Annotated in this window: 20 protein-coding genes; 8 read left to right on the top strand and 12 right to left on the bottom strand. The window is 44.3% G+C overall.

Annotated elements, in window-relative coordinates:
* The gene (locus ACP14V_RS15765) at positions 1-546 is read right to left on the bottom strand and encodes an RNA polymerase sigma factor (RefSeq protein ID WP_272608909.1); all 546 of its coding nucleotides are present in this window, start codon (positions 544-546) and stop codon (positions 1-3) included.
* Between the two features lie 168 nt (positions 547-714).
* Here ACP14V_RS15765 and ACP14V_RS15760 point away from each other — a divergent pair, with 168 nt between their 5' ends.
* A complete protein-coding gene (locus ACP14V_RS15760) occupies positions 715-1,698 on the top strand; it encodes a polyprenyl synthetase family protein (RefSeq protein WP_272608908.1) in 984 nt (327 codons plus the stop codon).
* Here the strand turns inward: ACP14V_RS15760 and ACP14V_RS15755 are convergent.
* The 5 genes from ACP14V_RS15755 to ACP14V_RS15735 all read right to left on the bottom strand — a co-directional run bounded on the left by ACP14V_RS15755 (position 1,695) and on the right by ACP14V_RS15735 (position 8,170).
* Complete coding sequence (locus tag ACP14V_RS15755; protein WP_272608907.1) at positions 1,695-2,837, bottom strand: lycopene cyclase family protein; 1,143 nt, start codon at positions 2,835-2,837, stop codon at positions 1,695-1,697. The genes ACP14V_RS15760 and ACP14V_RS15755 overlap by 4 nt on opposite strands.
* A 34-nt stretch (positions 2,838-2,871) precedes the next feature.
* Positions 2,872-3,228 carry a nuclear transport factor 2 family protein gene (locus ACP14V_RS15750; RefSeq protein ID WP_272608906.1) on the bottom strand — a complete coding sequence of 119 codons (357 nt, stop codon included), beginning with the start codon at positions 3,226-3,228 and terminating at the stop codon, positions 2,872-2,874.
* 77 nt (positions 3,229-3,305) lie between these two features.
* Positions 3,306-4,910 (bottom strand): solute:sodium symporter family transporter, encoded by a 1,605-nt coding sequence (locus ACP14V_RS15745; RefSeq protein ID WP_272608905.1) that lies wholly within the window; start codon positions 4,908-4,910, stop codon positions 3,306-3,308.
* Between the two features lie 3 nt (positions 4,911-4,913).
* On the bottom strand, positions 4,914-5,780 hold the full coding sequence (locus ACP14V_RS15740) for an inositol oxygenase family protein (RefSeq protein ID WP_272608904.1): 867 nt from the start codon (positions 5,778-5,780) through the stop codon (positions 4,914-4,916).
* 119 nt (positions 5,781-5,899) lie between these two features.
* On the bottom strand, positions 5,900-8,170 hold the full coding sequence (locus ACP14V_RS15735; RefSeq protein WP_409557919.1) for a TonB-dependent receptor: 2,271 nt from the start codon (positions 8,168-8,170) through the stop codon (positions 5,900-5,902).
* A 79-nt stretch (positions 8,171-8,249) separates the two neighbouring features.
* Here ACP14V_RS15735 and ACP14V_RS15730 point away from each other — a divergent pair, with 79 nt between their 5' ends.
* Together ACP14V_RS15730 and ACP14V_RS15725 are read left to right on the top strand one after the other, a co-directional pair.
* Entirely contained in the window at positions 8,250-8,906 is a 657-nt protein-coding gene (locus tag ACP14V_RS15730) for a metal-dependent transcriptional regulator (protein WP_272609313.1), read from the top strand.
* Positions 8,906-9,727, top strand: a complete 822-nt coding sequence (locus ACP14V_RS15725) for a ZIP family metal transporter (protein ID WP_272608903.1) — start codon at positions 8,906-8,908, stop codon at positions 9,725-9,727. Before ACP14V_RS15730 ends, ACP14V_RS15725 begins: the two co-directional genes overlap by 1 nt.
* A gap of 2 nt (positions 9,728-9,729) precedes the next feature.
* Here the strand turns inward: ACP14V_RS15725 and ACP14V_RS15720 are convergent, their stop codons facing one another.
* The 6 genes from ACP14V_RS15720 to ACP14V_RS15695 form a co-directional block, all read right to left on the bottom strand.
* Complete coding sequence (locus ACP14V_RS15720) at positions 9,730-10,863, bottom strand: efflux RND transporter periplasmic adaptor subunit (protein WP_272608902.1); 1,134 nt, start codon at positions 10,861-10,863, stop codon at positions 9,730-9,732.
* A 4-nt stretch (positions 10,864-10,867) separates the two neighbouring features.
* Positions 10,868-15,205, bottom strand: a complete 4,338-nt coding sequence (locus tag ACP14V_RS15715; protein ID WP_272608901.1) for a CusA/CzcA family heavy metal efflux RND transporter — start codon at positions 15,203-15,205, stop codon at positions 10,868-10,870.
* A 78-nt stretch (positions 15,206-15,283) separates the two neighbouring features.
* Positions 15,284-15,682: a hypothetical protein gene (locus ACP14V_RS15710; RefSeq protein WP_136564838.1), complete on the bottom strand. Its 399-nt coding sequence runs from the start codon at positions 15,680-15,682 to the stop codon at positions 15,284-15,286.
* A 93-nt stretch (positions 15,683-15,775) separates the two neighbouring features.
* On the bottom strand, positions 15,776-18,883 hold the full coding sequence (locus ACP14V_RS15705) for a VPS10 domain-containing protein (RefSeq protein WP_272608900.1): 3,108 nt from the start codon (positions 18,881-18,883) through the stop codon (positions 15,776-15,778).
* Between the two features lie 81 nt (positions 18,884-18,964).
* Positions 18,965-19,435: a hypothetical protein gene (locus ACP14V_RS15700; RefSeq protein ID WP_272608899.1), complete on the bottom strand. Its 471-nt coding sequence runs from the start codon at positions 19,433-19,435 to the stop codon at positions 18,965-18,967.
* 4 nt (positions 19,436-19,439) lie between these two features.
* Positions 19,440-20,207 carry an SDR family NAD(P)-dependent oxidoreductase gene (locus ACP14V_RS15695; RefSeq protein ID WP_272608898.1) on the bottom strand — a complete coding sequence of 256 codons (768 nt, stop codon included), beginning with the start codon at positions 20,205-20,207 and terminating at the stop codon, positions 19,440-19,442.
* Positions 20,208-20,272: 65 nt separating this feature from the next.
* Between ACP14V_RS15695 and ACP14V_RS15690 the strand changes: the two genes are divergently transcribed.
* Genes ACP14V_RS15690 through ACP14V_RS15670 form a run of 5 tightly spaced genes read left to right on the top strand, consistent with a single transcriptional unit; the run spans position 20,273 to position 25,665 of the window.
* Positions 20,273-22,276 carry a tetratricopeptide repeat-containing sensor histidine kinase gene (locus ACP14V_RS15690; RefSeq protein ID WP_272608897.1) on the top strand — a complete coding sequence of 668 codons (2,004 nt, stop codon included), beginning with the start codon at positions 20,273-20,275 and terminating at the stop codon, positions 22,274-22,276.
* Between the two features lie 54 nt (positions 22,277-22,330).
* Positions 22,331-24,373, top strand: coding sequence for a S9 family peptidase (locus ACP14V_RS15685; protein ID WP_272608896.1), 2,043 nt, complete (start codon positions 22,331-22,333; stop codon positions 24,371-24,373).
* Positions 24,366-24,800 carry a hypothetical protein gene (locus tag ACP14V_RS15680; protein WP_136564833.1) on the top strand — a complete coding sequence of 145 codons (435 nt, stop codon included), beginning with the start codon at positions 24,366-24,368 and terminating at the stop codon, positions 24,798-24,800. The genes ACP14V_RS15685 and ACP14V_RS15680 overlap by 8 nt, the downstream gene beginning before the upstream one ends.
* 49 nt (positions 24,801-24,849) lie before the next feature.
* Positions 24,850-25,257: a DUF2141 domain-containing protein gene (locus ACP14V_RS15675; RefSeq protein ID WP_272608895.1), complete on the top strand. Its 408-nt coding sequence runs from the start codon at positions 24,850-24,852 to the stop codon at positions 25,255-25,257.
* Positions 25,258-25,272: 15 nt separating this feature from the next.
* Complete coding sequence (locus ACP14V_RS15670) at positions 25,273-25,665, top strand: DUF423 domain-containing protein (protein ID WP_136564831.1); 393 nt, start codon at positions 25,273-25,275, stop codon at positions 25,663-25,665.

Raw genomic sequence — 25,665 nt, 5'->3', positions numbered from 1 at the left:
CTATATGCTTTTAGATTCTTTAATTTTTTCCAGATTGTTCAACAATACGGACATGGCCCGGTGCCTTCTGGACATGAGTGTCCCCGTGGGAATGCCGGTTCTATCCGCTATTTCTTTGTAGGTATACCCTTCAAAGTCAATGGCTATGATGATATCGCGGTAAGAGGGCTTCAACTCCGCTACTGCTTTTTTTAACTCGTCTTCCAATTCAGGAGAATAGGAGTTGTCCGCATCCCCGTAAAAAGCCTCTGCAAAATCCTGCCACTGCCGATCAATTTCCTCGGTGGAATATGTATGTTCTTTTTTACCTCGCATAATATCAATGATTCTATTGCGAATGGCGCTATAAACAAACCCTCCAATATTGTTGATGGGGTTCAGGTCATCTGCCCGGGAATAAATCCGTAAGGCCACATCCTGCACAATATCCTCGGCATCCCGTTCCGAAGTATTTCGGATTTTGGACTGCACATACATTCGCAATGATTGATATTCATCATTGAAAAAAGTATTTAGGTTGTTGCGGTTCTCAGTTTTGCCGGCCATTTAAAAAAACGGATTGCTTGCTTTGTCTGTAAAGACGAAGTATTTCAAATCTATTGCATTTTTTTCGGCATTTTTTTTCATGACCCAAAGAGTTGGCCACACAAACTTTAAAATCAAAGGATTCAAAGGCTGGGCATTTTTTGATTTTTTGCACGTATTTTTGAAACCATGGGAGATTTCAAATTTATGGATCAATACAAGGTCAAGTTCTTAGACCATCTTAAAACAAGAACTGAGTATACGGAACCCAAAAATCTATACGAACCCATTCGATATATCTTGGACTTGGGGGGTAAACGCCTCCGACCAATTCTTACTTTGATGACCGCCGAGCTTTTCGGTGGAGACCCTGATGAGGCAATGGATGCTGCCTTGGCCATAGAAATGTTCCATAATTTTTCCTTGGTCCATGATGATATTATGGACGATGCCCCACTACGCAGGGGGAGAACAACAGTACATGAAAAGTGGGACCTCAATACAGGAATACTTTCTGGGGATGCCATGTTGATTCTGGCCTACCAATTTTTTGAAGGGTATCCGCCCGAGACATTTAAAAAACTCACGGCGCTTTTTAGCAAGACGGCCATAGAAGTTTGCGAAGGACAACAATATGACGTGGACTTTGAGACCCGGGACGATGTCACCATTCTGGAATACCTTAAAATGATTGAGTACAAAACTTCAGTTTTGGTGGCAGCAGCCATGAAGATGGGAGCCATTATTGCCAATGCATCTGATCAAGATGCCGAAATCATTTACGAGTTTGGACGAAACTTAGGTATTGCCTTCCAGTTACAGGACGATTATCTGGATGCTTTTGGCGATCCCAAAACCTTTGGGAAACAGGTTGGTGGGGACATTATGGAAAACAAGAAAACCTTTCTGTACCTGAAAGCATTGCAAATGGCTCCAAAACAGCGAAAGGAGGGCTTAATGCATCTATATTCCATAAAGCCTGAAAATCCTTCCACCAAGGTGGAAGCCGTGAAAGCAATTTTTACGGAAAGCGGAGCAGTGGATTTGACCAAGGAAGAAATCAAGTCCCATACCCAGAAAGCGTTTGATGTTTTAGGGCAATTGACCATTGCAGAGGCCAACAAACAAGTGTTACGGAAGTTTGGGGAAGCTTTGATGGAACGGACTGTCTAGAAAATTTTTCGGAACAGTGCCTTGAGAAATGGCCACGGTTTTGGGGCAGTCACAATTTGCAATTCTTCGCCAAGATGAGTCTCATTGCCCAAAAACTTTAGAATGATGGAAGCTTTTCGCTTGGCAAACAGCGATTCAAAGATGGATTGTCCCAAATGATTTTCCCGATGGAGAATGTCCAAGAGAAGCGAGTCATAGAACTGGAACCGACTCTTTTTGTGGAATGTGCCCAAAGGTTTTTTTTGTTTCAGATGGTTCACCAAAGCCATAATCTGCTTGCTCGTATTGTAAAAGGTAAAACCAGTGCTGGGCTTTGCCCATCCACCGGCAATGCCTATGTGGAAAATGGTATCTGAATTGTGTTGATGAAACGGATAGCACGTCATGGGGATGCTGCCAAATTCCGTTTGGGAAATGGAATAATCCGTTACGCCATACTTTTCACGGAGATATTCTTTGATGGCTTCTTCATATTCGCTTTTCTCCAAAAGATGTTCAGAGAACAAGGTATACTCCACCAAGGCTTCATGGGTTGATGTGGGTAGGACGTACATAAACCGGGTGTTGCCCTTTTGCGGAACGGAAAAATCCATAAATGTGGCTTCTTCCGGGTTGAAAATAGGGTGTCCTGCTTTAATGAACCATCCCAAAAAGTGTTGCTGCAATACTGGAAATTTGTCTTGTTGTGAAATGGAATCCCAATCCACAAGACTGGAAAAAACCATTTTGCCCAAAAAAGTGTCCCCCTTTGTATGTACAATAGCTCCTTCTTTATTTTTCTGAAGATGGGTGACTTCATCCTGTATCCAAGTAATATTGGGGCAGCTTTTTATTTCGGGAACATATTTGGAGTAAAAATCTATTCCCCGGAGCATTTTATAGGTGTAAGGGGCTATTGGGGTTGATAGGGTAAGCTTTTTTCCCGCTACATGAATGGTGTCCCATGTTTTATAGAGGAAATCATCAAAACCTCCTGTACCTGTTTCCCAAAAACACCAAGTACGATTGTTTTCGTTCTTGGCATCCTTATCCAGTACCAATATGGATTTGGAAGCAAAGAATGCATCCTTCCCCATGGTGTGGGCCAACAAGATACCGGCAGCTCCGGCACCCACGATGATGTAGTCATATTGGGACATGGCCCAAAAATACGGAAAGCAAGTCAGTCATTTTTTATGTGTTGGAAAGTTCACGGTCTTTCCTAATGTCCCCAATATGATAGTAGGCCACAATCTCGGAAATCACCCCATCTTTAATATAATACCATTCGCTTACGTCCAACCGAAAATTCCCTTGGATTCCTGTATATCGGACACAAGCGCTGTTTTTATCGTAGATCCCATCGTGGATTTTAAAACTATACCCCAAAAACTTATCCTTGTTCTCTTTGACCAAAGAGAGATATTCTTTTTTTCCATGAATGGTTCCAAAAGGGCTGGTGTGCTTAAAATCATCGGAAATGGGTAGATGGAGGAAATCTCCTTTTTCCCATGCATTGAACCATTCTTTTATCAGTTGCTCCGAATTCATGTAGGGTCATTTCAAAAATGAGTCTATTTCAAAGATACAGAATGAGGTTCAGTTTTGTTCTTTGACTCCGCTGTCCATTAGCTCACATTTCCAAGAAGTACATAAACAGCAAGGGTGGTGAGAACCAAAAACAAGCTGAAGCCCTTGGCATATTTCCATTCGGTCACATCCACAATCCCAATATCTGTTATACTGAAATTATTGGTTCTGGGGAACCATCGGGACACCAAAAGCATTACCCCAACATTCAGGATAAATTCAATTCCCCAGAGATGCACATAATGTAGGTCAACCTGCCCAATAAAATTCGTGGTAATATAGAACAACAAACCAAACAACAACCCCACTTTGGCACCCATGGCAGATACCTTTGGCAAGAAAAACCCGGCCAAGATTACGGTGGCCATCGGTATAAAAAAGATGCCGTTGAGCTGTTGCAGCAGTTGGTAGAGTCCGCGCGGGGCATGGGCAATAAAGGGAGCAATGCCAATAGCGAACAAAGCCAATAGGGCGGAAGTGGTCTTTCCAATACGGACCAATTGTTTTTCCGGCGCATTTTTGTTGATGTATCTTTTGTAGATGCCCAAACTGAAAATGGTAGCGGCACTGTTCAGAGCACTATTGAAGGTACTTAAAATGGCACCCATGAGCACGGCCACAAAAAACCCGGTCATCCAAAATGGGAGTACTTGTTTTACCAAGTTGGGGTATACCAATTCTTTTTTGTCATAAAAAGTGTCATCAAAATAATAGAATGCAATGATTCCGGGGAGAACAATGATCAAAGGCACCAAGATTTTTAACAAACCTGTGTACAAAAGCCCTTTTTGGGCTTCCTTTAAGCTTACGGCACCCAATGCCCTTTGAATAATGGATTGATGCATGGTCCAGAAGTACAGTTGGTTAATGATCAAACCGGTAAACAGTACCCCAAACGGCATAATGGAATCCCGTGCACCGGGACCTACGGAAACCTCATCACTGATTACATTGAATTTTTCAGGTGCTTTTTCAAAAACAAGTCGTAACCCTTCCAAAATATTTCCATTACCAATGCCCCAAAGTGCTAAAACTGGAATCGAGATCCCGGCAACCAAAAGGCCAAAACCATTGATGGTATCAGTATAAGCTACCATCTTCAGTCCTCCGAAAATGGCATAGACTGCCCCAATACAGCCTACGGTCACCACTGTTAGCCATAATCCCGCATTTTGACTGATGCCCAGTAGGCTAGAAATATCAAAAATGCGTTCGATACTGATGGCACCAGAATACAGGACAATAGGTAAAAGTGTGGAGACAAAGGAGACAATCAATAAAAAGGCAATTATGGTACGGGTCAGGCCATCAAACCGTTTTTCCAAGAATTCCGGAATAGTGGTCAGCCCCATCTTTAAGTAGCGAGGTGCAAAATACAGGGCGGCGGCCACCAAAGCCAAGGCCGAGGTTACCTCCCACGCAATGATGATGGCCCCATGTTTGTAGGCATCCCCGTTCATGCCCACCAAATGTTCTGTTGAAATGTTGGTCAACAAGAGCGAACCGGCAATTACAACGCCAGTCAAGCTACGGCCACCCAAAAAATAACCATCTTTTGTGGAAAGATGGTCTTTTCTCAGTTTCCAACTGGAATACGCCGCGACAAAAGCTGTAAAAACAAAAAAGCTTAAGAATTGCACCATCCGCTAAAACCGAAGTGTGTCCGGGAGGTATTTGGCCGCCAAATCTTCATAATAGGGGCGGAGTTCTTTCACATTGGGCTTAACGGGAGCCTTGGTGTACAGATCATATGGATTGAACTTGTCTACCCATTTAAACATGGCATGGTCGTGCTTGTCCATCAAATGGTCATAAGCATGTTCGCGATGCTGGGCATAAAAGCTATGGTATCGAATCATATAAAGACCTTCTTCGGGCAAATGATCTTTCATAACATGATAGAGGTACTCATCATGCCCCCAAGACATATGGACATTACGTAGACCACAATTCTCTTGATAAACACCAAGTTTGGTATTATAGCGTTCGTTCGTATAATCTGGGTTGGCCTTAAAAAAATCGGGGTATACAATTTTGTCCGAAAATTGACAGCCTACAGGGAAAGTATCGCCTACAACAGCCCATTGGGGTTCCCCAAAAAGGCATAACACTTTGCCCAGATCATGGAGGAACCCGGTCAAGACAAACCAATCCGGTTGGCCATCGGCACGGATGGCCTCAGAGGTTTGCAGTAGATGCTGGGTCTGGTCCAACTCAATATCGGGATCCGAATCATCCACTAGGGTGTTCAAATATTCAACTGCATCCCAGAGACTCATTTCCCTACGATTTAAGGAAAGGAACTCTTTCTCCTTTTCCAACACAAAATCATAGGTTTGATAAGTGTGGTTCATTCGATAGAATTCTTTTACCGTATCCCGGGCGGGATTATCGTAATTTCTGAATTCTTCCTTGGATTTATTGGGATTCTCAGGATAACGTTCCAAGACATCATCCTCCCAAAGCTCCATCATGTCATGGGCCTGCTTTTTTTGGTCTGCACTTAATTTCATGGCTTTTTTATTGGCTTTACAGTATTCCAACACTTTTAAAAATAATGTTTTTTTTCGGTTTAAGCATTAAAAAACAAAGGCTTGCGAATGCCCAAGGTCGGATGCTGTTTCAGGTTGCCCTAAAAAACCGTATACCTAATGCCAAAGAAGCCACGAATCCCTTGGTTGGGGGCATACACATAGCTTGGGTCAAAAGTTAGGGCATAGGGGTTGTCCGGAGTGGCGACCGCGTTGCCGTTGGCATCAAAGGTCACATTTTTGTCAAAAGGATCGTTGGTACGGGCAATGATAAAAGGATTGCCTTTGTTCGGGGTCCAGTCCAATAGGTTTTTGATGCCGCCGTACACCTCAAAATTGTTCCATCCCTTATAGGTGAATTGAATGTTCTGGATGCTCCAAGTAGGGGAATACTCCTGTCTGGGGTCCAAATCACCCAAAAGAGGCAATCGCATGGGTCCGTAAAGGTTTCCAGTATAATCCACGCTTAAATCCAGCATTCTAAAAGTGTAGGAAAGGTTCCAGGTACCGGTAATGCTCTCGGTAAGGATCTGTTGTTGGGTAATGCCATTTTCGGTATTGCTGACGTCCTGCCATGTGGCTCCCAATAAAAATTTAATGCCATTGGGAAATACCACATCCAAATTGGCACTGATTCCTTTGGAAACCGATTTTCCATCCAGATTGTCATAAATGATTTGATTGGGGTTGGTGTCATAATCGGGTAGAATGATATTCGAAAAATGGGTGTAAAATGCTGAGGCATCAATACCGACAAAAGTGCCATTGTCACTGTAGATTTTTTTCAAATAGTTAAGGTTGACGTTCACGGAGCGTTCAGGTTTAAGTTCTTCGGCGATGATTACTTCCCGGGCCCCGGTCAGCGCAGCATGATCTTCGGTAAAAAGGTTCACCACTCGAAATCCGGTTCCTGCATTGATCCGAAAAATATCATTGTCCGAAATTTTCCATTTATAGGCAGCACGGGGTGTAAAAATATTGCCGTGCCGTTTGTCATAATCATAGCGCAACCCTGCCAAGAAAGAGTGTCTTGGGGCAAGTTTTATCTCATCTTGGGCAAAAATGCTTGGAATCCAAATATTGTTAGCATTGACGGTCGCGGGAGTGTTGTCGTCGTAATAATTGTATCGGAGGGCACTCCCGAACAAAAGATCATGGCTTCCGACCGATTTGTCCCAAGTTAGCTGTGCAAAACCGATGCGTTGGTCCGCCAAATATTGTGTATCGCCATACACCGAGTTCTGGTTATGGTCGTTGTACGATAGGGAAAACAACATTTTCTCTGGGATGGGCAACTGATATTTGCCCAAAATTTCCCATCGGCGGGTATAGATACTTTCGCCATAAATTTCATCTCCTCCTCTAAATTCAGGTGTCCATTTCATTTCACCACCCCATCGGTCTTCGTAAAAAAATCGACTGGCCACGGAAAAGATTCTTGAATCATCCCGCTCAAAATCCCACTTTTGAAAGATAGAAATCCTATCCTGGAGAGTAACATCGGTAAAGTTGTCCCCGTTGTTGTCTATGGGGACATCATAATTAAAATAGTTGATTCCAAGGAGCATATTGGCTTTTTTGCCCACTTCAATTTTACTGCCCACATCCAGATTGTATTCGCCCCACCCGGTTACAAAGCCATCCGCAAAAAATTCTGGGGCCGTGATGGCGTTTTTGGTGATGATGTTGATCAGTCCACCTACCGCTTCGCTACCATAAAGGGAAGAGGCGGGACCCTTTACAATTTCTATCTGATCGATCAAGGAATTGGGGATGCCGGTGAGGCCATAAACGGTTCCCAAACCACTTACAATAGGCATACCGTCAATCAAAACCAAGGTGTACGGACCTTCCAGTCCATTGATATGGATGTCGCCCGTATTGCACACGTTACAGTTGATCTGTGGACGGACCCCATTGACATTTTGAAGCGCGTCAAAAACACTGGCAGTAGGGTTCTTTTTAAAAAAAGTAGGGGAGTAGACCTCTACGGGAACTGGGCTTTCCAGTCGGCTAACGGGTTTAAGGGTGCCCGTTACCACCGTTTCATCCAAACTTTGTGCTAAAGGTTCCAGTTGAATGTTGATGGTTTTGTCTGCTCCAGCGGTTAAGCTGATTTTGGTTTGATACGTTTGATATCCCAAAGACGTTACTATCAGCACATGGTTTCCAGGGGCAATATGGGTCAATTGAAATAGCCCATCTATATCCGTTGCGGTACCCGTCTCGGTTCCCTTTAACAATATATTCACCAAGGGAAGCGGCTCTCCATTGTCAGTAACCCTTCCTGAAATGGAAGCCTCTTGGGCAAATGCAGTTGTAAAAAGACACGATGCAACAAAAACAAAGAATAATGTAAAATTTATTTTCAATGGACTAAAATTTAAATTTAGACAAATCTAAAAATAGGTTTTGATAAATAAAAATGTATTTTTGAAAAAATTTTTTTGCATGACCCGTTCCGAAGAGAACTATCTCAAGATCATCTTCCATTTGGGAGGTAGCGATTCTATCCCCATCACTACCAACGCCATTGCCGAACAGATGGAGACCAAACCCTCATCGGTCACCGATATGGCCAAGAAATTGGCGGAAAAGGGACTGGTGAACTACAAAAGGTATCAAGGGGTTTCGCTGACGGATCAGGGAACAAAAACGGCACTTTCCATCATCAGGAAGCATCGGTTATGGGAAGTTTTTTTGGTGAAGAAATTGGACTTTTCTTGGGATGAAGTCCATGAGGTGGCCGAGCAGTTGGAGCATATCAAAAGTGAAAAACTCATAGACAAGATTGATGAATTATTGGAGTTTCCAAAGTTTGATCCCCATGGGGATCCCATTCCCAGCAAGGATGGCAAGTTCATGGTGCGGGATAAACAGCTTTTAAGTGAAATGCCCATTGGCGGCAAAGGAGTTTGTGTGGGAGTGAAGGACTCTTCGGCACCTTTTCTAAAGTTTTTGGACAAGAATAAAATCGCTCTGGGCCATACCATCCAAGTTTTGGAAAAAGAGGATTTTGATCAATCATTGCATATAGCCATGGAAGGCAGGGAGCTGCGCATTTCACATCAGATCGCATCCAATCTTTATGTTAAAAAGAACGAATAATGGAACAAGTAATTACCTATTTTGAAAGTATTGACCCTATTTTGGCCGCTTTGTACGCCACTTTGTTTACCTGGGGACTGACCGCCTTGGGAGCTGGTCTGGTCTTCTTCTTTAAAAGTGCCAACCGTGCCGTATTGGATGGGATGTTGGGATTTACGGGGGGAGTTATGGTCGCTGCCAGTTTTTGGAGTTTGTTGGCGCCCGGTATTGAAATGAGCGAGGGTGAAGGCTTTGTAAAAGTGATTCCTGCTGCTGTTGGGTTTTTGCTTGGGGCCGCATTCATTTTTGGTTTGGATAAGATCTTGCCGCACCTCCACATCAATTTTAAGATGAGCGAGGCCGAAGGGGTAAAAACTCCTTGGCACAGAACCACCTTGCTCACCTTGGCCATAACCTTGCACAATATTCCAGAGGGTTTGGCCGTAGGGGTACTTTTTGGTGGAGTGGCCGCAGGTTTTGATGGCGCTACCATTGGAGGCGCGGTGGCCTTGGCTTTGGGAATTGGACTGCAGAATTTTCCTGAAGGTTTTGCGGTGGCCATGCCCTTACGCCGACACGGTCTTAGCCGGAGGAAAAGTTGGATGTACGGTCAAGCGTCTGCCATAGTGGAGCCCATTGCAGGGGTGTTGGGGGCTTGGGCCGTTTTGACCTTTGAGCCTATTTTACCCTATGCGCTTTCCTTTGCTGCTGGAGCGATGATCTTTGTGGTGGTCGAAGAGGTTATCCCGGAGACCCAACAGGACAAATACACCGATATCGCCACAATGGGCTTTATCGGTGGATTTATCATCATGATGACTCTGGATGTTGGGTTGGGTTAAAACTAGTTTCCAAACAGGTCATAGGCCCCTTTCACCAAAAATTGGTCGTTATCGTTGAACTTTTCTTGGGAGGTTATCTCTACATGGCCCGCATAGCTATCGCCAAGGGTAACCCCAACACGTTCAAATTGGAGGTTGTCCCCTTCTTTGGATATCAATTTTAGGAGATAGGAAGAGCCTTCCACGTTAAAAACGGCTTCTTCAGGTAGTCCCCAAGCTTTGGAGGTATCCGTCATGATTTTGGCATCAACGAACATCCCGAGAAGAAAACCACCATCCTCTTTTTCCAGATGGCCATGGACTTTAATCGTGCGTTGGGCATCCTCAATGGAAGTCCCTACCAAATATACTTCGGCCCCAAAGGTTTCCTCGGACGCTTCAGGAATCTTAAATTGGATTTCCTGTCCTTTTTTAATTTTCAAAATGTCCTTTTCAAAGACGGTCAACTCCAAATGTACATGTTCGTTGTCCACAATTTCCATGATTTCCATGGAAGGGGAGACATAACTTCCCGATGATACATGCATTTTGGTGATGCTCCCATCAATGGGGGAATAGATGGTCGCTTCTGGGGTAATGATGCGCTGTTCCACATTTTTAGGGGAAATATTGAGCATCTGCAATTGCTTTTTAAGCCCTTCGTATTTGGCCAAAAAGGTTTCATAATTGCTCTTGGCCTCCAAATAGTTCTTTTGCGAAGCAATCTTTTCCTCAAAAAGCGTCTTGTTCCTGTCGTATTCGGCTTTTAGAAAGTCAAGCTGGTTGAATACCTCAAGGTATTCCTGTTGCATTTTTACAAACTCCTGGCTCTCCAAAGTAATCAAAGGTTGTCCCTTTTTCACCCGGTCACCTACCAACAATGGGGTCTTTTTTACAAAACCACCCATAAGTGCGGTAATTATGGCCTTGTTGCTGGGAGGAACATCGATCATCCCCGAGGTTTCCACCATATTGGGAAATGTTTGTTTCTCCATGTTTCCCAAGGCAAATCCACTACTGTTGAACTGCTCTTGGGTCACCATAACGGTGGAGGTTTCGGTCGATTCTTCGTTGGAAGTCTCAGTGCTTTTTTGATTGCCGCATCCCGCAATCAGCAGGGCTAAAAATGAGGCATAAATGAAGCTTATATTTTTCATGGTCTTATAATGTTATGGTCAAATAATTAATGGCGAGTACGGTTGTATTGTATTGGTTGAGGACATCCAAATGGTCCAGTTGGATCTCGTAGGCATTTTCAAGGCTTTGGATGTACTGGAAAAAATCGATTTCCCCGTTCTGGAAATTTCCCATGGCAGCTTTGATGATCTGTTCCGAAAGTTGTTGCCCTTCATTTTCATAGTACACCAGTTCCTTGGACTGTTGTTCCAATTGATTCAAAAGGCCTTGATAGGTCTGGTTGGCGGCAATGGTAACCTGTTGGTTTTCCAATTCCGTGATCTGTGCATTGATCTTGGAAGATTTCAACCTGCTGCTATGTCCAAAGAAAAGAATGGGGATTTTGATGCCCAATTGGATTCCATAGAGTGATGTTCCCAGCCCATTGTTGGTCCCTTGGAAATACTCTAGGCTAAGATCGGGGAGTAATCGGTTTCCCTCCAATTGTTTTTCCGCGTTGCTTCTATTTTGAAGGGATTCCAGAAAGGTGGTTTCCGTTTCCATTAATCCTACTGGATTGATTACGGTAAGCTTTTCGGGTTTCTCCAACTTGATGTCCAACGTATCATTGCTCTGTACCAAACTGACAATTTCCGTATAGGTGGTTGCCAATTCTTGTTGGATTTTGGAATAGGTGTTGGTAATCTGCCTTAGTTTGGCCTGGGCCGTTACCTTTTCCAAATAATTGGTCTCGCCCAATTCAAAACGTCGGTTGGCCGCGTGCGAAAATTGGGAATAGATGCTGTCCAAGGTTTTGTACAACAGTGCTTTTTGGTGCAAGGTTTGATACTTGTAATACACTGTGCTTAACGATTTGAACAGTTCCTTTTTTCGGATTTCAAGCGCTGATTTCTGAACTTCGTACTGGGCATTTTGTAGCTTGTTTTTGGCTCCGTATACCGTTGGAAACTCAAATTGCTGCTGTACTCCAAATACCTTTAAGGGTTCATTGTTCAGGGCCAGGTTGTTTTCATCATATTGATAATACACCTCGGTCTTGTCAAACTGGAACGCCGTTCCCTTCAGGGCATCTGCCCTGTCTACCTGAAGCGCACTGGCCTGGATGCCTTTATTGTTTTTCAAGGAAAGGGCCATGAGGTCTTCCAAGCTCAATTGCTCTTGTGAAAATCCAAGGAAAGGCAAGGAAAAAGCTATCAGCAATAGGGTGTTTTTGGACATTTTTTTTCGTTTTCGGGTTTTTCCAAAATGAACATTATGTGAATAGGCATAGAGTACGGGGAGTACCACCAAGGTCAACAGGGTCGCAGTGACCAATCCTCCAATGACCACAGTGGCCAAGGGGCGTTGTACCTCGGCCCCGGCATTGGTGGAAACGGCCATGGGCAAGAAGCCCAATGCTGCAGCTGAGGCAGTCAACAAAACAGCCCGCAATCGGTCTTTGGTCCCTTGCTTGATCAGATCTTCCATGGAGTCAAAATCGGAGCCCTTGAGTTCTTTAAAATGTTCAATGAGCACAATCCCGTTGAGCACTGCAATACCAAAAAGTGCGATAAAGCCAACCCCGGCCGAGATACTGAAAGGCATGTCCCTTACCGAAAGGAGCAAAACCCCACCTACGGCGGAAAGAGGAATAGCGGTAAACACCAGTAAGGCTTCCTTTACCGATTTAAAGGCAAAGTAGAGCATGATAAAAATGAGCAAGAGGGCAATAGGTACAGCAATCAACAAACGGGCCTTGGCATTTTGTAGGTTTTCAAATTGCCCCCCATAGGTGATAGTATACCCTACTGGAAGTTTCAGGTGTGCATTCAGCAATTCCTGCACATCGTCTACCACGGATTGGAGGTCGCGATTCCGAACATTGATGCCCACCACGATACGTCTTCGTGTATCATCCCTTGAGATTTTTGCAGCTCCTTTTTGATAGGTGATTTCCGCCAATTCGCTGAGGGGAATCTTTCCTCCCGAAGGGATGTCAACATACAAATTCTTTAAGTTTGAAATGTCTTTCCGGTTTTCAGAACTCAATCGGACTGCAAGGTCAAACTGCCGCTCCCCTTCAAAAACACTCCCCACTACCTTACCGGCAAATCCCATGGAGACCATTTCATTAAGATGGGCAATATTGAGGCCATGGCGGGCCACTTTTGCACGATCATAGGTAACGTTCATTTGCGGAAGGCCTTCCACCTTTTCCACAGTGATGTCCGAGGCTCCCTCCACATTTTCGATGAGCTGCCGTACCTCATTGGCCTTTTCAGCGAGAATCTCGAGGTCTTCCCCAAAAATTTTGATGGCGATGTCTGCCCTGACCCCAGTGATGAGCTCATTGAAACGCATTTCTATAGGTTGGGTGAACTCCACTTCAATGCCGGGTAGAACCGAAAGTGCTTCTTTGAACTTATCGGCCAATTCGTCCTTGGACTCGGCCGAAACCCATTCCGATTTGGGTTTTAGGACAATGATCACATCACTTTCTTCCATGGACATGGGGTCCGTAGGTACTTCGGCGGCCCCAATCCGGCTCACCACTTGTTTTACCTCTGGAAAATTCTCCAAAAGGATTTGTTCCATTTTGGTGGTGGTTTCCACGGTCTTCGCCAATGAAGTTCCGGTCTTGAGTACCGGCTGGATTACAAAGTCGCCTTCGTCCAAGGTGGGGACAAATTCTCCTCCCATGTTGGAAAATAAAATTACGGCACCAATGAGCAAGGCTGTCGCGATGGACAACACCAGTTTTTTACTTTCCATGGCCCAATGGATGATCGGCTCATATTTTTTGTTGATCCAATGTATCAAGCGGGCTGAAATTCCTTTTTCAGAATTTTTATTGGGCTTTAGAAACAGGGCCGATGCAACCGGTACATAGGTAAAACACAAGATAATGGCACCCAGAAGGGCAAAACTGAAGGTCATGGCCATGGGTTTGAACATTTTTCCTTCCACCCCGCTCAAAGACAGTATGGGAATAAAAACAATTAAAATGATAAGCTGCCCAAAAACAGCGGAGTTCATCATTTTGGAGGCACCCTTTAGGGTGATGTCGTCTTTAACGGCCTGACTTTGTTCCTTGTCAAGGGCATTCAGTTCAGAGTGCTTGGCCGTAATTTGAAAGGCGATGTACTCCACGATGATAACGGCCCCGTCTATAATGATTCCAAAATCTATTGCTCCCAAACTCAGCAGGTTGGCATCGACCCCAAAAACATACATCAAAGTGAGGGCAAAGAGCAGACATAAAGGGATTACAGAGGCTACGACCAATCCTGAACGCCAATTGCCCAAGAGGAGTACCACCACAAAAATGACAATCAAACAGCCCAATACCAGATTCTCGGTCACAGTAAAGGTGGTTCGTCCAATGAGTTCGCTACGATCCAAAAAAGGATTGATGTAAACCCCTTCGGGCAGTGATTTTGAAATTTCCGTAACCCTTTCCTTCACCGCGTCAATGACCTTTTTGGAGTTGGCGTCCTTTAGCATCATGATCTGGCCCAGAACTTTTTCCCCTTCCCCGTTGCCTGTAATGGCTCCAAAACGGGGAGCACTTCCATAGCCTACCTGGGCAATGTCCCGAACATAAATGGGAGTGCTGTTTCTCCGGGCCACCACAATATTTTCTATGTCCCGCAAATTTTCAACCAAGCCTTCCCCTCTGATAAAATAGGCTTGGTTTACCTTTTCGATATACCCACCACCGGAAACACTGTTGTTCATTTCCAAAGCGGTAAAGACTTCCTTGGCTGAAATGTTCAGGGCATTGAGCTTTTGGGTTTCAATGGCCACTTCATATTGTTTGAGGTAGCCTCCCCATGTGTTTACTTCCACCACTCCCGGTATTCCAGAAAGTTGCCGTTTAACGACCCAATCCTGAATGGTTCGCAATTGGGTGGGCGTGTATTGGTCCTTGTAAGCGGGTTCCACATCCAAGGTGTATTGGTAGATTTCACCCAAACCTGTGGTAATGGGCCCCATTTCCGGGGTGCCAAAACCCTCCGGGATTCGTTTGGAGGCCGATATGATTTTTTCGGCAATCAATTGTCTGGGGAGATAGGTTCCCATATCATCCTCAAAAACAATGGTAACCACCGAGATACCAAATTTTGAGATGGAACGGATTTCCTTGACCCCGGGAAGGTTGGCCATTTCCAGTTCAATCGGATAGGTTATAAACTGTTCCATATCCTGCGTGGAAAGGCTGGTTGAGGTGGTAATGACCTGAACTTGATTATTGGTGACATCAGGTACGGCACCTATGGGAATCTTGGACAAAGAAAACAGACCAAGACCAATAATAAATAAAGTAAAGAGCAGAACAATGAATTTGTTCTTAATGCTGAAGTTTATGATGTTTGAAAACATGATTCATAGAAATAGATAGCGTTATAGATTTGATAAAGCTTCCGAAAAAGTGTCCAGCGTGGCTGGAGAGACTATGAATTATGCCTGTTTTGGAGGCTGAAAAGGGCCATCTCCCCAAATAGTGGAGTATGACATTTGGTAGTGGAAATTATCCAAATGGGCAACAGGGATTTCCGAGCGGGATTCCAGAATGGGTTTGTGGTCTTCCACAAAAACCAAAAGTTGGGAGCACTGCGTTTGATGTTGAAAAGGAAGTTTTTCATGCTCCTGCTGCTCTTCTTGATGCTGTTGACTGTGTGTGGTCTTCTGCGCCCCGTAATGTTTGGAGATAAAAATCAAAAAGTTGTCACCATATTCATCACTGTGAAACTGGTAGTGTCCCACAAGTTCATCCAACTCCACCAAATCATTGAAGTGGAGGTTGATGCTCTGCATAAAAATGAGCGAAGAGAGTGATATGGCAAACAACCGTAACATAAAGCGCCCTAAAAATACGACTTTTTACAAGGTTGATGTACTGCCCGTTGTTAATTTAGACTTAATCTCATTTTAAGTCCATGCCCTCTCGTTCTAGGGGAATTTGATTATTGATCTCCCATTTTTTTGCAATGCTGCGTTGATTTTTGGCAATTGCTTTTCTACAGTTTCGTTCAGTTTTGCCATATGAACATCCAATTCTTTTGAAAGCTCATCAAAAACTTGGTAAGCCCCATCGGTTGGCCTGGCATCCCCGGTTTCGATGCTTCGCTGCAAGGCATTGAATCGATTATTTAATTTTATGGGGAAATTCAAGGGATCTTGCCCTGAACGGTTCTTTACCTGATATAAATCTTCCTCAATCTCCGTTAAAGCATCCAGAAATGCCTTGGATTGGTTTTGGAAGGATTTACTGGAAACGGTTTTACCCAGACTATCAAGTTGCTTTCTGATGTTTCGGATTTGTATAACCGCTTCATTGGCCATAGTGGCCTTTTGCGTGATTTTGGAAGCCAATTGAAACTGCTCTTGTAAATCCTCTGCTGTGATTCCTTTTAGGTTGGGATCCATGGTGATTTTGAATGAGGCCGTTTGCACCACTTCCTCTCCAATTTTCATTCTAACCGTATAGTCTCCCAGAGGAGCTTTAGGTCCTCTATCCGCAGCGGCACCCCAAATAATGATGCCATCAAAAGTTGTGGGGCCGGGATATCTGAGGTTCCATGTAAAACTGTTCAGACCTTTGGCCGTGGTAGGTTTTGTAGTGGCATTTCTTCCCCACCAAGAAGTACTTTTCTTCTCCTCATATTTGGGTTGGTTTCCTCCAAAGGAATCGATTAAGGCATTATTGCTGTCCAAGATTTCGAAAGTGATCGTATCCACTTCTTCTTGCAGATAATATTGGAACTTGGCATCATAAATTCCCCGAATGGCATCCGTAGGCTTAAAAAGTGCCTGTTTTTTAGCGATTAATTCGTTGGAGTATTCACGGAAAGGTTGAATATCGTCCAAAATCCAGAATCCTCTTCCATGGGATCCCAAAACCACATCGTTGTCCTTGATGACTAAATCCCGGATTGGGGTATCGGGTAAATTCAATTGAAGCGATTGCCATTGTGCCCCATCATTGATTGAAAAATACACCCCATGTTCCGTGGCCAGGAATAACAAGCCCTCCTTTTGATGGTCTTCGCGAATGGCTCTTGCAAAATGCCCGGGGGCAATGCCATTGATGATCTTGGTCCAGGTTTTTCCATAATCATGGGTTTTAAAGATATAAGGTTCACGGTCATCCACTTGATATCGGTTGGCGGCAACATAAAGGGTACCTGGGTTATGGATGGATTCATCAATGATGCTCACTCTCGAATATTTGGGCAATTCAGTAGGTGTGATATCCGTCCAGTTTTTTCCGCCATCGCGGGTAATGTGAATTTTTCCATCATCCGATCCTGCCCAAATGGTATTAATGTCATGGTTGGAAGGTGCCAAGGCAAATACGGTGGCATAAATTTCAGGGCCGTTCATGTCCATGGTAATGACCCCTCCCGTTTTGCCCAAGGTCTCTGGGTCGGCATAAGTAAGGTCTGGGCTGATTTTTTCCCAGGTCTGTCCATCATTGGTGGTTTTCCAAACATGTTGAGAACAGGTGTACATCACATTGGAATCCTTGGGGGCGAACATAATGGGGAATGTCCATTGCCAACGCTCGGGAAGGGCACTGGCAGGTTCCCCGGAAAAGAACCTTGGATACACCTGGATATCCCTCGTTTGTCCATTGCTACGGTCGTATCGGGTGAGCAGGGCACCTTGGCTTCCTGCGTAAAAAACATCTGGATTAGTGGGACTTTGGGTAATCCACCCACTTTCACCACCGCCTACAGCATAGAACCACCCATGGTTTGGCCCCCGTGCTTGTTTGAAATCCCAACCATCACTGGGCATGGCCAAAGTGCTATTGTCCTGTTGTGCGCCCACCACATGATAAGGAACATCGCTAGTGGCCATTACATGATAAAACTGTGAGGTAGGGAAATCTTGTTCTGTCCATGTCTTTCCACCATTGATGCTAACATTGCCACCACCATCGTTGGAACTGATCATACGTTCAGGGTTGTTGGGGTCTATCCATAGATCATGGTTATCGCCATGGGGCACTTCAATTTCAATGTCGAATGTCTTTCCTCCGTCCGTGGATTTAAAAAAATCGACATTCAACCCGTAGACCACATCCTTATCCTTGGGATCGGCGTAGATTCTTGAATAATAAAAAGCCCGTTGCCTCAGCTTACGTTCATTGTTGGTAAACTCCCATGTTTTTCCTGCGTCATCAGACCGAAAAACACCGCCTTCGTTGGCCTCAACAATGGCCCAGACCCTATTGGAATCCACAGGGGAAACGGTTATCCCAATCTTTCCAATGGGACCTTTGGGCATTCCGGGGTTTTTGGTGAGGTCTGTCCAAGTCTCACCCCCGTCCGTGGATTTCCAAAGTTTGCAATCCGGGCCTCCGCCCCACATTTTCCATGCTTTACGATACACTTGCCATGTGCTGGCATATAGTGTATTGGGGTTGTTGCTGTCTATAATCAAGTCGGCCGCTCCTGCCTTATCGCTTACGTATAATACTTTTTTCCAAGTTTCCCCGCCATCGGTGCTTTTGAAAACCCCGCGCTCTTCATTATCTCCATAGGGATGTCCCAGTGCGGCCACATAAACAATGTTCTCGTTGGTAGGGTGGATGCGTATTCTGGAAATGGCTTGGGTTTCGGACAGCCCCAAATGGGACCATGTTTTTCCACCATCCCTGGTTTTGTAGACGCCATCCCCTTGGGTGATGCTTCCCCTTAACTGGGTTTCTCCCATGCCAATATAGACTACATCAGGATTGGTCTCTGCAACGGCCACGGCCCCAACGGAAGAGCTCGTTACTTGACCATCGGTAACACAGGACCAAGTGTTTCCACCATCTATAGTTTTCCATAAACCACCTCCGGTAGCACCAAAATAGTACTCGTTGGGTCGGGTGGGACTTCCGGCGCATCCCAACGATCTACCCCCTCTATCAGGACCAATGTTTCGCCATTTGAACCCACTGTAAAAACTGGTGTCAACGGCCATGTTTTGTGCTTGAATAAAAAATGAGGTGATAAAAAGGGTAAAGAATAGCCCTATACGCAAGGAGGTTGGTTGCATTTTCATAGTATCAGTTAGGGAAATAAACATTAGTCGACTTCCAATTTACTGAAACTTTTTGATTCCCTGAGAATTAACTTTATGGAGCTACAAACCTTCCAAAATCAATCCATAGTCATACTGCAAATCTTCATGGAGGGTGGGTAATTTTTTATTGATGTATTCCAGCTGCCTATTGTACAAGTTGTGTAGGGCTGTATTATGATGTATGGAAGGCGAGAAGGTGTTCAGTTTTTCGCAAAAGTAGAGCAAGAGCTCAACTTCGGTCTCTTTTTTATTGGAATAGCGACTGTATTTTTTGATGGTCCGAAGGATTTTCCGGACACTTTTTTTGATGTAGAAAAAACTTTTTGTGTTGATTTCAGCAAACAATTCATCAACCTCTAGTTTGATAGATTCCACATAACCACTTTCATCATGGGCCTCAAACAAAAGATAGGTGAGCAATTCTTTGTTCTCTTTTTTGAACCGGGCCAATCGGAGACAGAGCTGTAACACTTCGTCCTGTGGTCTGTATTGGAGTTCCTTTTTTAATTGGGCAATGGTGGCGGTCTTCATGAGATCAACTTCTAAGGTAAGAGGCTCCGTTAACGTCTATTATGGTGCCCGATGTGTAAGCTGCGCCCTCCGATGCCAAAAACAAAATGGCATGGGCCACTTCTTTAGGCTGGGCCATTCTTTTGAACGGGGATTCGCGCAGTAAATTTTCCCTTTCTTCAGGGGTAAGGGTCTTGGCGGCCATTTCGGTTTCCGTGAATCCTGGGGCCACTACCCCAACAAAAATATTGTGGGGAGCCAGTTTTTTGGCCAAAGATTGACTCATGGCATTCAAAGCGGCCTTGCTTGCACCATAGGCCGGTTTGGTGGGCTCGCCCCTAAAAGCACCACGAGAGGAAACATTCACGATATGCCCCCCACCCGATTTCATCATGGATTGGGCAGCCCAGTAACAGAGATTGGCCGCAGCAAAAAGATTGGTTTCGAAGGTTTTTTCCCAGGCATGGGTCCAGTGGTCAAAATCCACTTGGTCTATCTCATGAAAAATGGAAATACCGGCATTGTTAACCAACACATCCAATTGGCCATATTTCTCTACAAAATGGTCAATAAGGGCTTTTGCTCCCTCTTTTTTGGAAATATCTTGTTGAAAAAGATGATGCCCATCCCCGGGTAATTCCGCTAAGGTCCGTAAGGCTTCTTCCTTATTGGTCCTAAAATTGATGCCCACATTGGCTCCGTTTTGGGCAAAGGCAAGGGCCGTGGCTTTTCCAATTCCGCGGGAAGCGCCAGTAATCAATACATTTTTTTTCTGAAAATTGCTTGAGTCCATGTCGTTATGAGCCAATAAATTATTAAATTCTTGCGGCAAATGCGTTAACCAAATCAACTGAAAAAATGAGGAAATTTTTTTTATCGATCATCATCTTTTCAATCTCATTTTTATTTGCGCAAAAGGTTCATGGTTTTCAAGATAAAGATAAGGAGTTGGATAGTCTTTATCAGATTCTTGAAAAACATAAGCCCTTGCAAGATACCATTTACTTGAATGCCTTGGTCGAGATGGGCATACGATTACAGCGCATGGATCTTGAAAAATCGACCAGTTATTTTGAAGAAGCCATAGGGCTAGGTAGGGCATTGGGCAACTTAAAAAAGCTGTGCACTTCACTTTTGGGCGTGGGAATTAATTACGGAAGGCAGGACAATTATGCCGAGGCTATTTCTAATTTCAGAGAGGCCTTGCAGGTGGCCCAACAAAACAATAACGCGGATGATAAGGGCTCAAGCTTGATTAATCTGGGCATTGTTTACAAGCGCATGGGAGAATACCCCACCAGCATTTCTTACTATACCCAGGCATTGGTTTTATATGATTCCATTGGGGATGAAAATGGGCTTGCCCACATTTATGGAAATCTTGGGATTTTGTCCAATATGATGGAAGAGCATGATAAGGCTTTGGAGTATTATGACAAAGCCTTGGGATGGTATCGTTCACAAAATAACAAACAAAAAATAGCTCTTACGCTGAACAATATTGGAGAAGGGTATTTGTTGAAAAAAGAGTTCGACAAAGCCATGGAATATTTAAAAATGGCCTTGGAGCATTATGATTTACCCAAAGAAAGCATTGTGGCCCGAATCAATATAGGGCAAGTTCATTATGAACGAAAGGAATATAGTAAGGCTGAATCATTTTTGAAATCGGCCTTGGAAGATGCCGAAGAGCTGGGGTTTCTTCAAAATCAATCCACGGCGCTTCGATATTTATCCAAAATACAATCAGAACAAGGTAACCATACACAAAGTGTTGCCATGGCACTACGGAATAAGATAGTTGCCGATTCTGTGGCTAGTTTCAATCAAAAAGCAGAGGCAGAGAAATTACTTGCCGACGTGTATGAAAAAGCTGGGTATCTGGAAGCTTCGTTGGAACACCTAAAAAAGTACAATTCTTGGCAGGACAGTATTTTTAATGAGAACAAAACCAAGAGCTATCAAAACCAGCAGGTAATGATGGAGGTGCATGAAAAGGACAAGCAATTGGAAACCCAAGCCCTGCAAGTGGAGTTTTTAAATGGGAGGGTTTTGTTGGAAAACCGCTGGAAATGGAGTCTTTTTTTGGCCAGCTTGTTTCTGCTCATCGCAGGGTTGCTGTATTATCAAAAATATAAGGAACGGCACAGATATTCCAATGTGTTGGAGTTTAAAAACAGGGTAATCACTGAACAGAAAGAACAGATAGAGGAAATCAACCTACAATTGGAAAAACGGATGCTCAGGGCCCAGATGAACCCTCATTTTATTTTCAACTCATTGAGTTCCATACAGTATCTGATCAACACAGATGACAAAGAGTCTGCGTTGCATTACCTATCTATTTTCTCCAAGATGCTCCGTCAGGTACTGGAAACTTCCATCAACACGAACATGGTCTTGAAAGATGAGGTGGAACTGATCAAGACCTATCTGGAACTAGAGGCCCTTCGGTTCGAGAAAAACTTTTCATACAAAATCCATGTGGATGAAAAACTTGATGTTGAGAGCCATGAGATTCCTGGTATGATCATTCAGCCCTTTGTGGAAAATGCGATTTTACATGGACTTATGCCCAAGGAAGGAAAGAAAGAGCTGACTATCGATATCCAAGAAAATGGGCCTCACATTCAGTGTACCATAACCGATAACGGGATTGGACGGGAAGCCGCAAAACGCATCAATGACCACAAAAAAGGAAAATCCCGATCTAGGGGTATCTCGGTGACACAACAACGGATAGCATTATTGGCTAAAAAGTATGGCTTGGAAACGGAAGTCAAATACACGGATCTTTTTGATGACCAAGGGAAATCGGCCGGGACCACTGTAGAGATACGTATTCCAAAACAAGGGCTGTAGCCACATTGAATTCTCCAAGGAATTGCGTTATCTTTAAAAACTTCAAAAAATAACATGATGAACACTTTTTTCCGTTTGTTGTTTTTGGTATGTGCTGTTCAGGTGACCGTAGCCCAAAAACAAAGCTTTTCCTATCTCGATATCTTTGATCTTCAGTATGTATCCGACCCACAAATTTCTCCTGATGGGGAATGGGTTGTATACCGTCGTATGGGCCTGGACATTATGAAGGATGCCGAAACGGGCAACCTTTGGTTGATTAAGGCCGATGGAAGCCAAAACCAAAAACTCACTTCTCGTGAAGTGAACGAAAGCAGTCCTCGATGGTCACCCAGTGGGGACCGTATTGTTTTTGCAAGCAGCACCGAAGAGGGTTCTGAAATCTTTATGTTTTGGGTGGCTTCAGGAAGAGTGGCGAAGCTTACCCAATTGCCCTTTAGCCCCAGTTCACTGACTTGGTCACCGGATGGAAAACAATTGGCCTTTTCCATGAATGTGCCGCAAGCACCTCCGGTAATTGCCAAAATTCCCGCCAAACCCAAAGGGGCCAAATGGCAAGATACGCCTCGGATAACGGATCGCGTTTACCATGAAGCGGATGGCAGAGGGTATATCGCACCAGGCTTCAACCATATTTTTACCATTCCCGCCAATGGAGGTGCGCCTCGTCAGATTACTTCCGGGGATTGGCATCACAGGGGTAACCTGTCCTGGGGAAAGGATGGGTCAACGATTTATTTTTCGGCCAATAGGGTGGACGATTGGGAGTACCGTTTTCGAAACAGTGAAATCTATTCGGTGAATGTGGAAACGGGTGAGATAACTGCCTTGACCGACCGTGATGGCCCTGACCATGATCCCCAAGTATCTCCCGATGGAAAAAGTATTGCCTATGTAGGGTATGAAGATAAGGTGCAAGCATATCAAATTCGAAAATTGCATATTATGGATATTGATGGCAATAACAAAAGGGTCGTTGCAGAGGATTTCGACCGATCTATTGCCGATATCCAATGGAATGCCAAAGGCGATGGGGTTTATGTGTACTATGATGATAAAGGAAATGGAAAGGTTGGTCTGATTTCCCTTAATGGAAAGATGACCAAGTTGGTGGACAATGTGGGTGGAACTACCTTGGGCCGACCCTATTCCGGGGGATCATATAGTGTTTCCAACAACGGAACCATTGCGTACACCCAAACTAGGCCAGAATATCCATCGGATTTGGCCATTCTGGGATCAAAGGCAAAGAACCTTGTCCGGGTCACCCGTTTAAATGATGCCCTGCTCAACTACAGGAAGCTGGGAAGGGTAGAAGAGGTCTGGTACAAATCGTCAGTGGATGGACGGGATATTCAAGGATGGGTGGTGTATCCTCCCAATTACGATCCAAACAAGAAATACCCTTTTATGGTCGAGAACCATGGTGGACCCATAGCTAATTATGGAGACCGATTTTCCACTGAAATGCAGTTGTTCGCGGCTGCCGGCTATGTGGTTTTTTATCCCAACCCAAGAGGAAGTACCAGCTATGGTGAGGAATTCGGGAATCTACTGTACAACAATTATCCTGGAGAGGATTATAATGATGTGATGGATGGTGTAGATCATTGCATCCAAAAGGGAATTGCCCACGAAGACCAACTGTTTGTGACCGGTGGAAGCGCCGGGGGAATTATGTCGGCATGGATGATTGGCAAAAACAATCGCTTTGAGGCCGCTGCGGTGATAAAGCCCGTGATGAACTGGATTAGTAAAACCCTTACTGCCGACAATTATTTTTATTATTTCGACCATCGATATCCGGGGCAGCCTTGGGAAAATTTTGAGGGTTACTGGAAATTTTCTCCCATTTCCCTCGTTGGAAATGTACAGACGCCTACCATGGTCATGGTGGGGATGGAAGATTTAAGAACACCGCCCAGTGAGGCCAAACAACTGTACCACGCGCTTAAACTGCGCAAGATCGAGACCGTTTTGGTCGAGGTTCCCGGGGCAAGCCATGGCATTGCCGGAAAGCCAAGCAATCTCATGACCAAAGTGGCCCATATTGTGGCTTGGTTTGATAAGTATAGAACGGATAAAAAGAATGAGTAGTAAAAAAAGACATTGGCTCTGGAACATATTGATCGTTCTTACCTTGGTGGCCTGTACCCTTGCCTTTGTAGCCCATTACAAGAACTGGCAGAAAATCGAGGAGGGGGAGTTCAGTATTTTTTCAGGGATTTATCGTCAGAAGATTCCAATTGTCGATATGGACAGCATCATGTTGGTGGAGAAATTGCCTGAAATGGAGCGTTCTTCCGGTTTTTCCTGGATGGCAAAGGAGAAAGGAGTGTTCAAGGATTCCATTACCCAAACCAAGGTCTATGTGTTTGTGGATGACCTGAGACAGCAAAAAGTCCGGTTGGTGCACCATGATTCCCTGAAAATGTATTTCAACCTACAGGACAGTCTGGAAACCCAAAAAATATATACTATTTTGCAATCAGAATTGATGGACAACCTCAAAGAACCAAAATGATTTCTTTAATCGTACATGGTATGCAACCCAATAATTGTCCCAATTTACTATGAAACTGATTTTATTAGCGTTCGTGTTAATCCCGGCATCCCTTTTTTCGCAAAACACGATTTCGGTACACATTAAAAATGTGGATTCCACCAAAGGCCATGTGAATGTAGCGGTGTACAACTCAGATGATTCATTTTTATCGTTTGATGAAGTCCTTAAAACCGAAACGGCACCTGCCCATGAAGGGGTGGTAAGCTTGGAGATACAGGATTTGCCCATGGGAGAATACGCATTGGCCGTCTTCCATGATGAAAACGCCAACGGGAAACTGGATACCAACTGGTTGGGCATTCCAAAGGAGAAAGTGGCCTTTTCCAAAGCTAAGATGAAAGCTTTCGGCCCCCCAAAATACAAGGAGTGTGCCTTTAAGGTTACTTCAGATTATGAGATCAGTATTGATCTCTAACCAAAATGTTCTAAAATGGAAACCATTTTTCTCACACAGCTCATGGGCGCGCTCTATGGATTATTGGCAGTTGTTTTTGGTGCTTTTGGCGCCCACGCCCTTAAAAAGAAATTAACCCCTGAACTACTCCATAGTTTTGAGACAGGGGTCAAATATCAAATGTACCATGCCATTGTGCTATTGGTTTTGGGCTTTAATCTGGGCTTTGACCAGCCCTTGGATTCGGCCATTAGCAATTGCTTTATTTTTGGCACCCTTTTGTTTTCCTTCAGCATTTATGCACTCTGCCTGAGTGCCGCTAAAGGAGAAAAGCTTCGCTTTTTGGGTCCGGTAACCCCAATCGGGGGATTACTCTTGGTTGTGGGCTGGGCCTTGCTGCTCTACAAGTTTGTCTCGCCTATATTTTAA

This window comes from Flagellimonas alvinocaridis, assembly GCF_965248585.1.
Classification (GTDB): domain Bacteria; phylum Bacteroidota; class Bacteroidia; order Flavobacteriales; family Flavobacteriaceae; genus Flagellimonas; species Flagellimonas alvinocaridis.
Note: the sequence above shows the minus strand (reverse complement) of the source record. Positions and strands in the feature narration are given on the sequence as shown.

Excerpts from the sequence above, each read along its gene's own strand:
- ACP14V_RS15720 (WP_272608902.1), bottom strand. The coding sequence starts at position 10,863 with ATGAAAAATATAAGCTTCATTTATGCCTCATTTTTAGCCCTGCTGATT.
- ACP14V_RS15725 (WP_272608903.1), top strand. The coding sequence starts at position 8,906 with ATGGAACAAGTAATTACCTATTTTGAAAGTATTGACCCTATTTTGGCC.
- ACP14V_RS15740 (WP_272608904.1), bottom strand. The coding sequence starts at position 5,780 with ATGAAATTAAGTGCAGACCAAAAAAAGCAGGCCCATGACATGATGGAG.
- ACP14V_RS15670 (WP_136564831.1), top strand. The coding sequence starts at position 25,273 with ATGGAAACCATTTTTCTCACACAGCTCATGGGCGCGCTCTATGGATTA.
- ACP14V_RS15755 (WP_272608907.1), bottom strand. The coding sequence starts at position 2,837 with ATGTCCCAATATGACTACATCATCGTGGGTGCCGGAGCTGCCGGTATC.
- ACP14V_RS15730 (WP_272609313.1), top strand. The coding sequence starts at position 8,250 with ATGACCCGTTCCGAAGAGAACTATCTCAAGATCATCTTCCATTTGGGA.
- ACP14V_RS15690 (WP_272608897.1), top strand. The coding sequence starts at position 20,273 with ATGAGGAAATTTTTTTTATCGATCATCATCTTTTCAATCTCATTTTTA.
- ACP14V_RS15695 (WP_272608898.1), bottom strand. The coding sequence starts at position 20,207 with ATGGACTCAAGCAATTTTCAGAAAAAAAATGTATTGATTACTGGCGCT.
- ACP14V_RS15680 (WP_136564833.1), top strand. The coding sequence starts at position 24,366 with ATGAGTAGTAAAAAAAGACATTGGCTCTGGAACATATTGATCGTTCTT.
- ACP14V_RS15700 (WP_272608899.1), bottom strand. The coding sequence starts at position 19,435 with ATGAAGACCGCCACCATTGCCCAATTAAAAAAGGAACTCCAATACAGA.
- ACP14V_RS15765 (WP_272608909.1), bottom strand. The coding sequence starts at position 546 with ATGGCCGGCAAAACTGAGAACCGCAACAACCTAAATACTTTTTTCAAT.
- ACP14V_RS15705 (WP_272608900.1), bottom strand. The coding sequence starts at position 18,883 with ATGAAAATGCAACCAACCTCCTTGCGTATAGGGCTATTCTTTACCCTT.
- ACP14V_RS15685 (WP_272608896.1), top strand. The coding sequence starts at position 22,331 with ATGATGAACACTTTTTTCCGTTTGTTGTTTTTGGTATGTGCTGTTCAG.
- ACP14V_RS15715 (WP_272608901.1), bottom strand. The coding sequence starts at position 15,205 with ATGTTTTCAAACATCATAAACTTCAGCATTAAGAACAAATTCATTGTT.
- ACP14V_RS15760 (WP_272608908.1), top strand. The coding sequence starts at position 715 with ATGGGAGATTTCAAATTTATGGATCAATACAAGGTCAAGTTCTTAGAC.
- ACP14V_RS15745 (WP_272608905.1), bottom strand. The coding sequence starts at position 4,910 with ATGGTGCAATTCTTAAGCTTTTTTGTTTTTACAGCTTTTGTCGCGGCG.
- ACP14V_RS15710 (WP_136564838.1), bottom strand. The coding sequence starts at position 15,682 with ATGTTACGGTTGTTTGCCATATCACTCTCTTCGCTCATTTTTATGCAG.
- ACP14V_RS15675 (WP_272608895.1), top strand. The coding sequence starts at position 24,850 with ATGAAACTGATTTTATTAGCGTTCGTGTTAATCCCGGCATCCCTTTTT.
- ACP14V_RS15750 (WP_272608906.1), bottom strand. The coding sequence starts at position 3,228 with ATGAATTCGGAGCAACTGATAAAAGAATGGTTCAATGCATGGGAAAAA.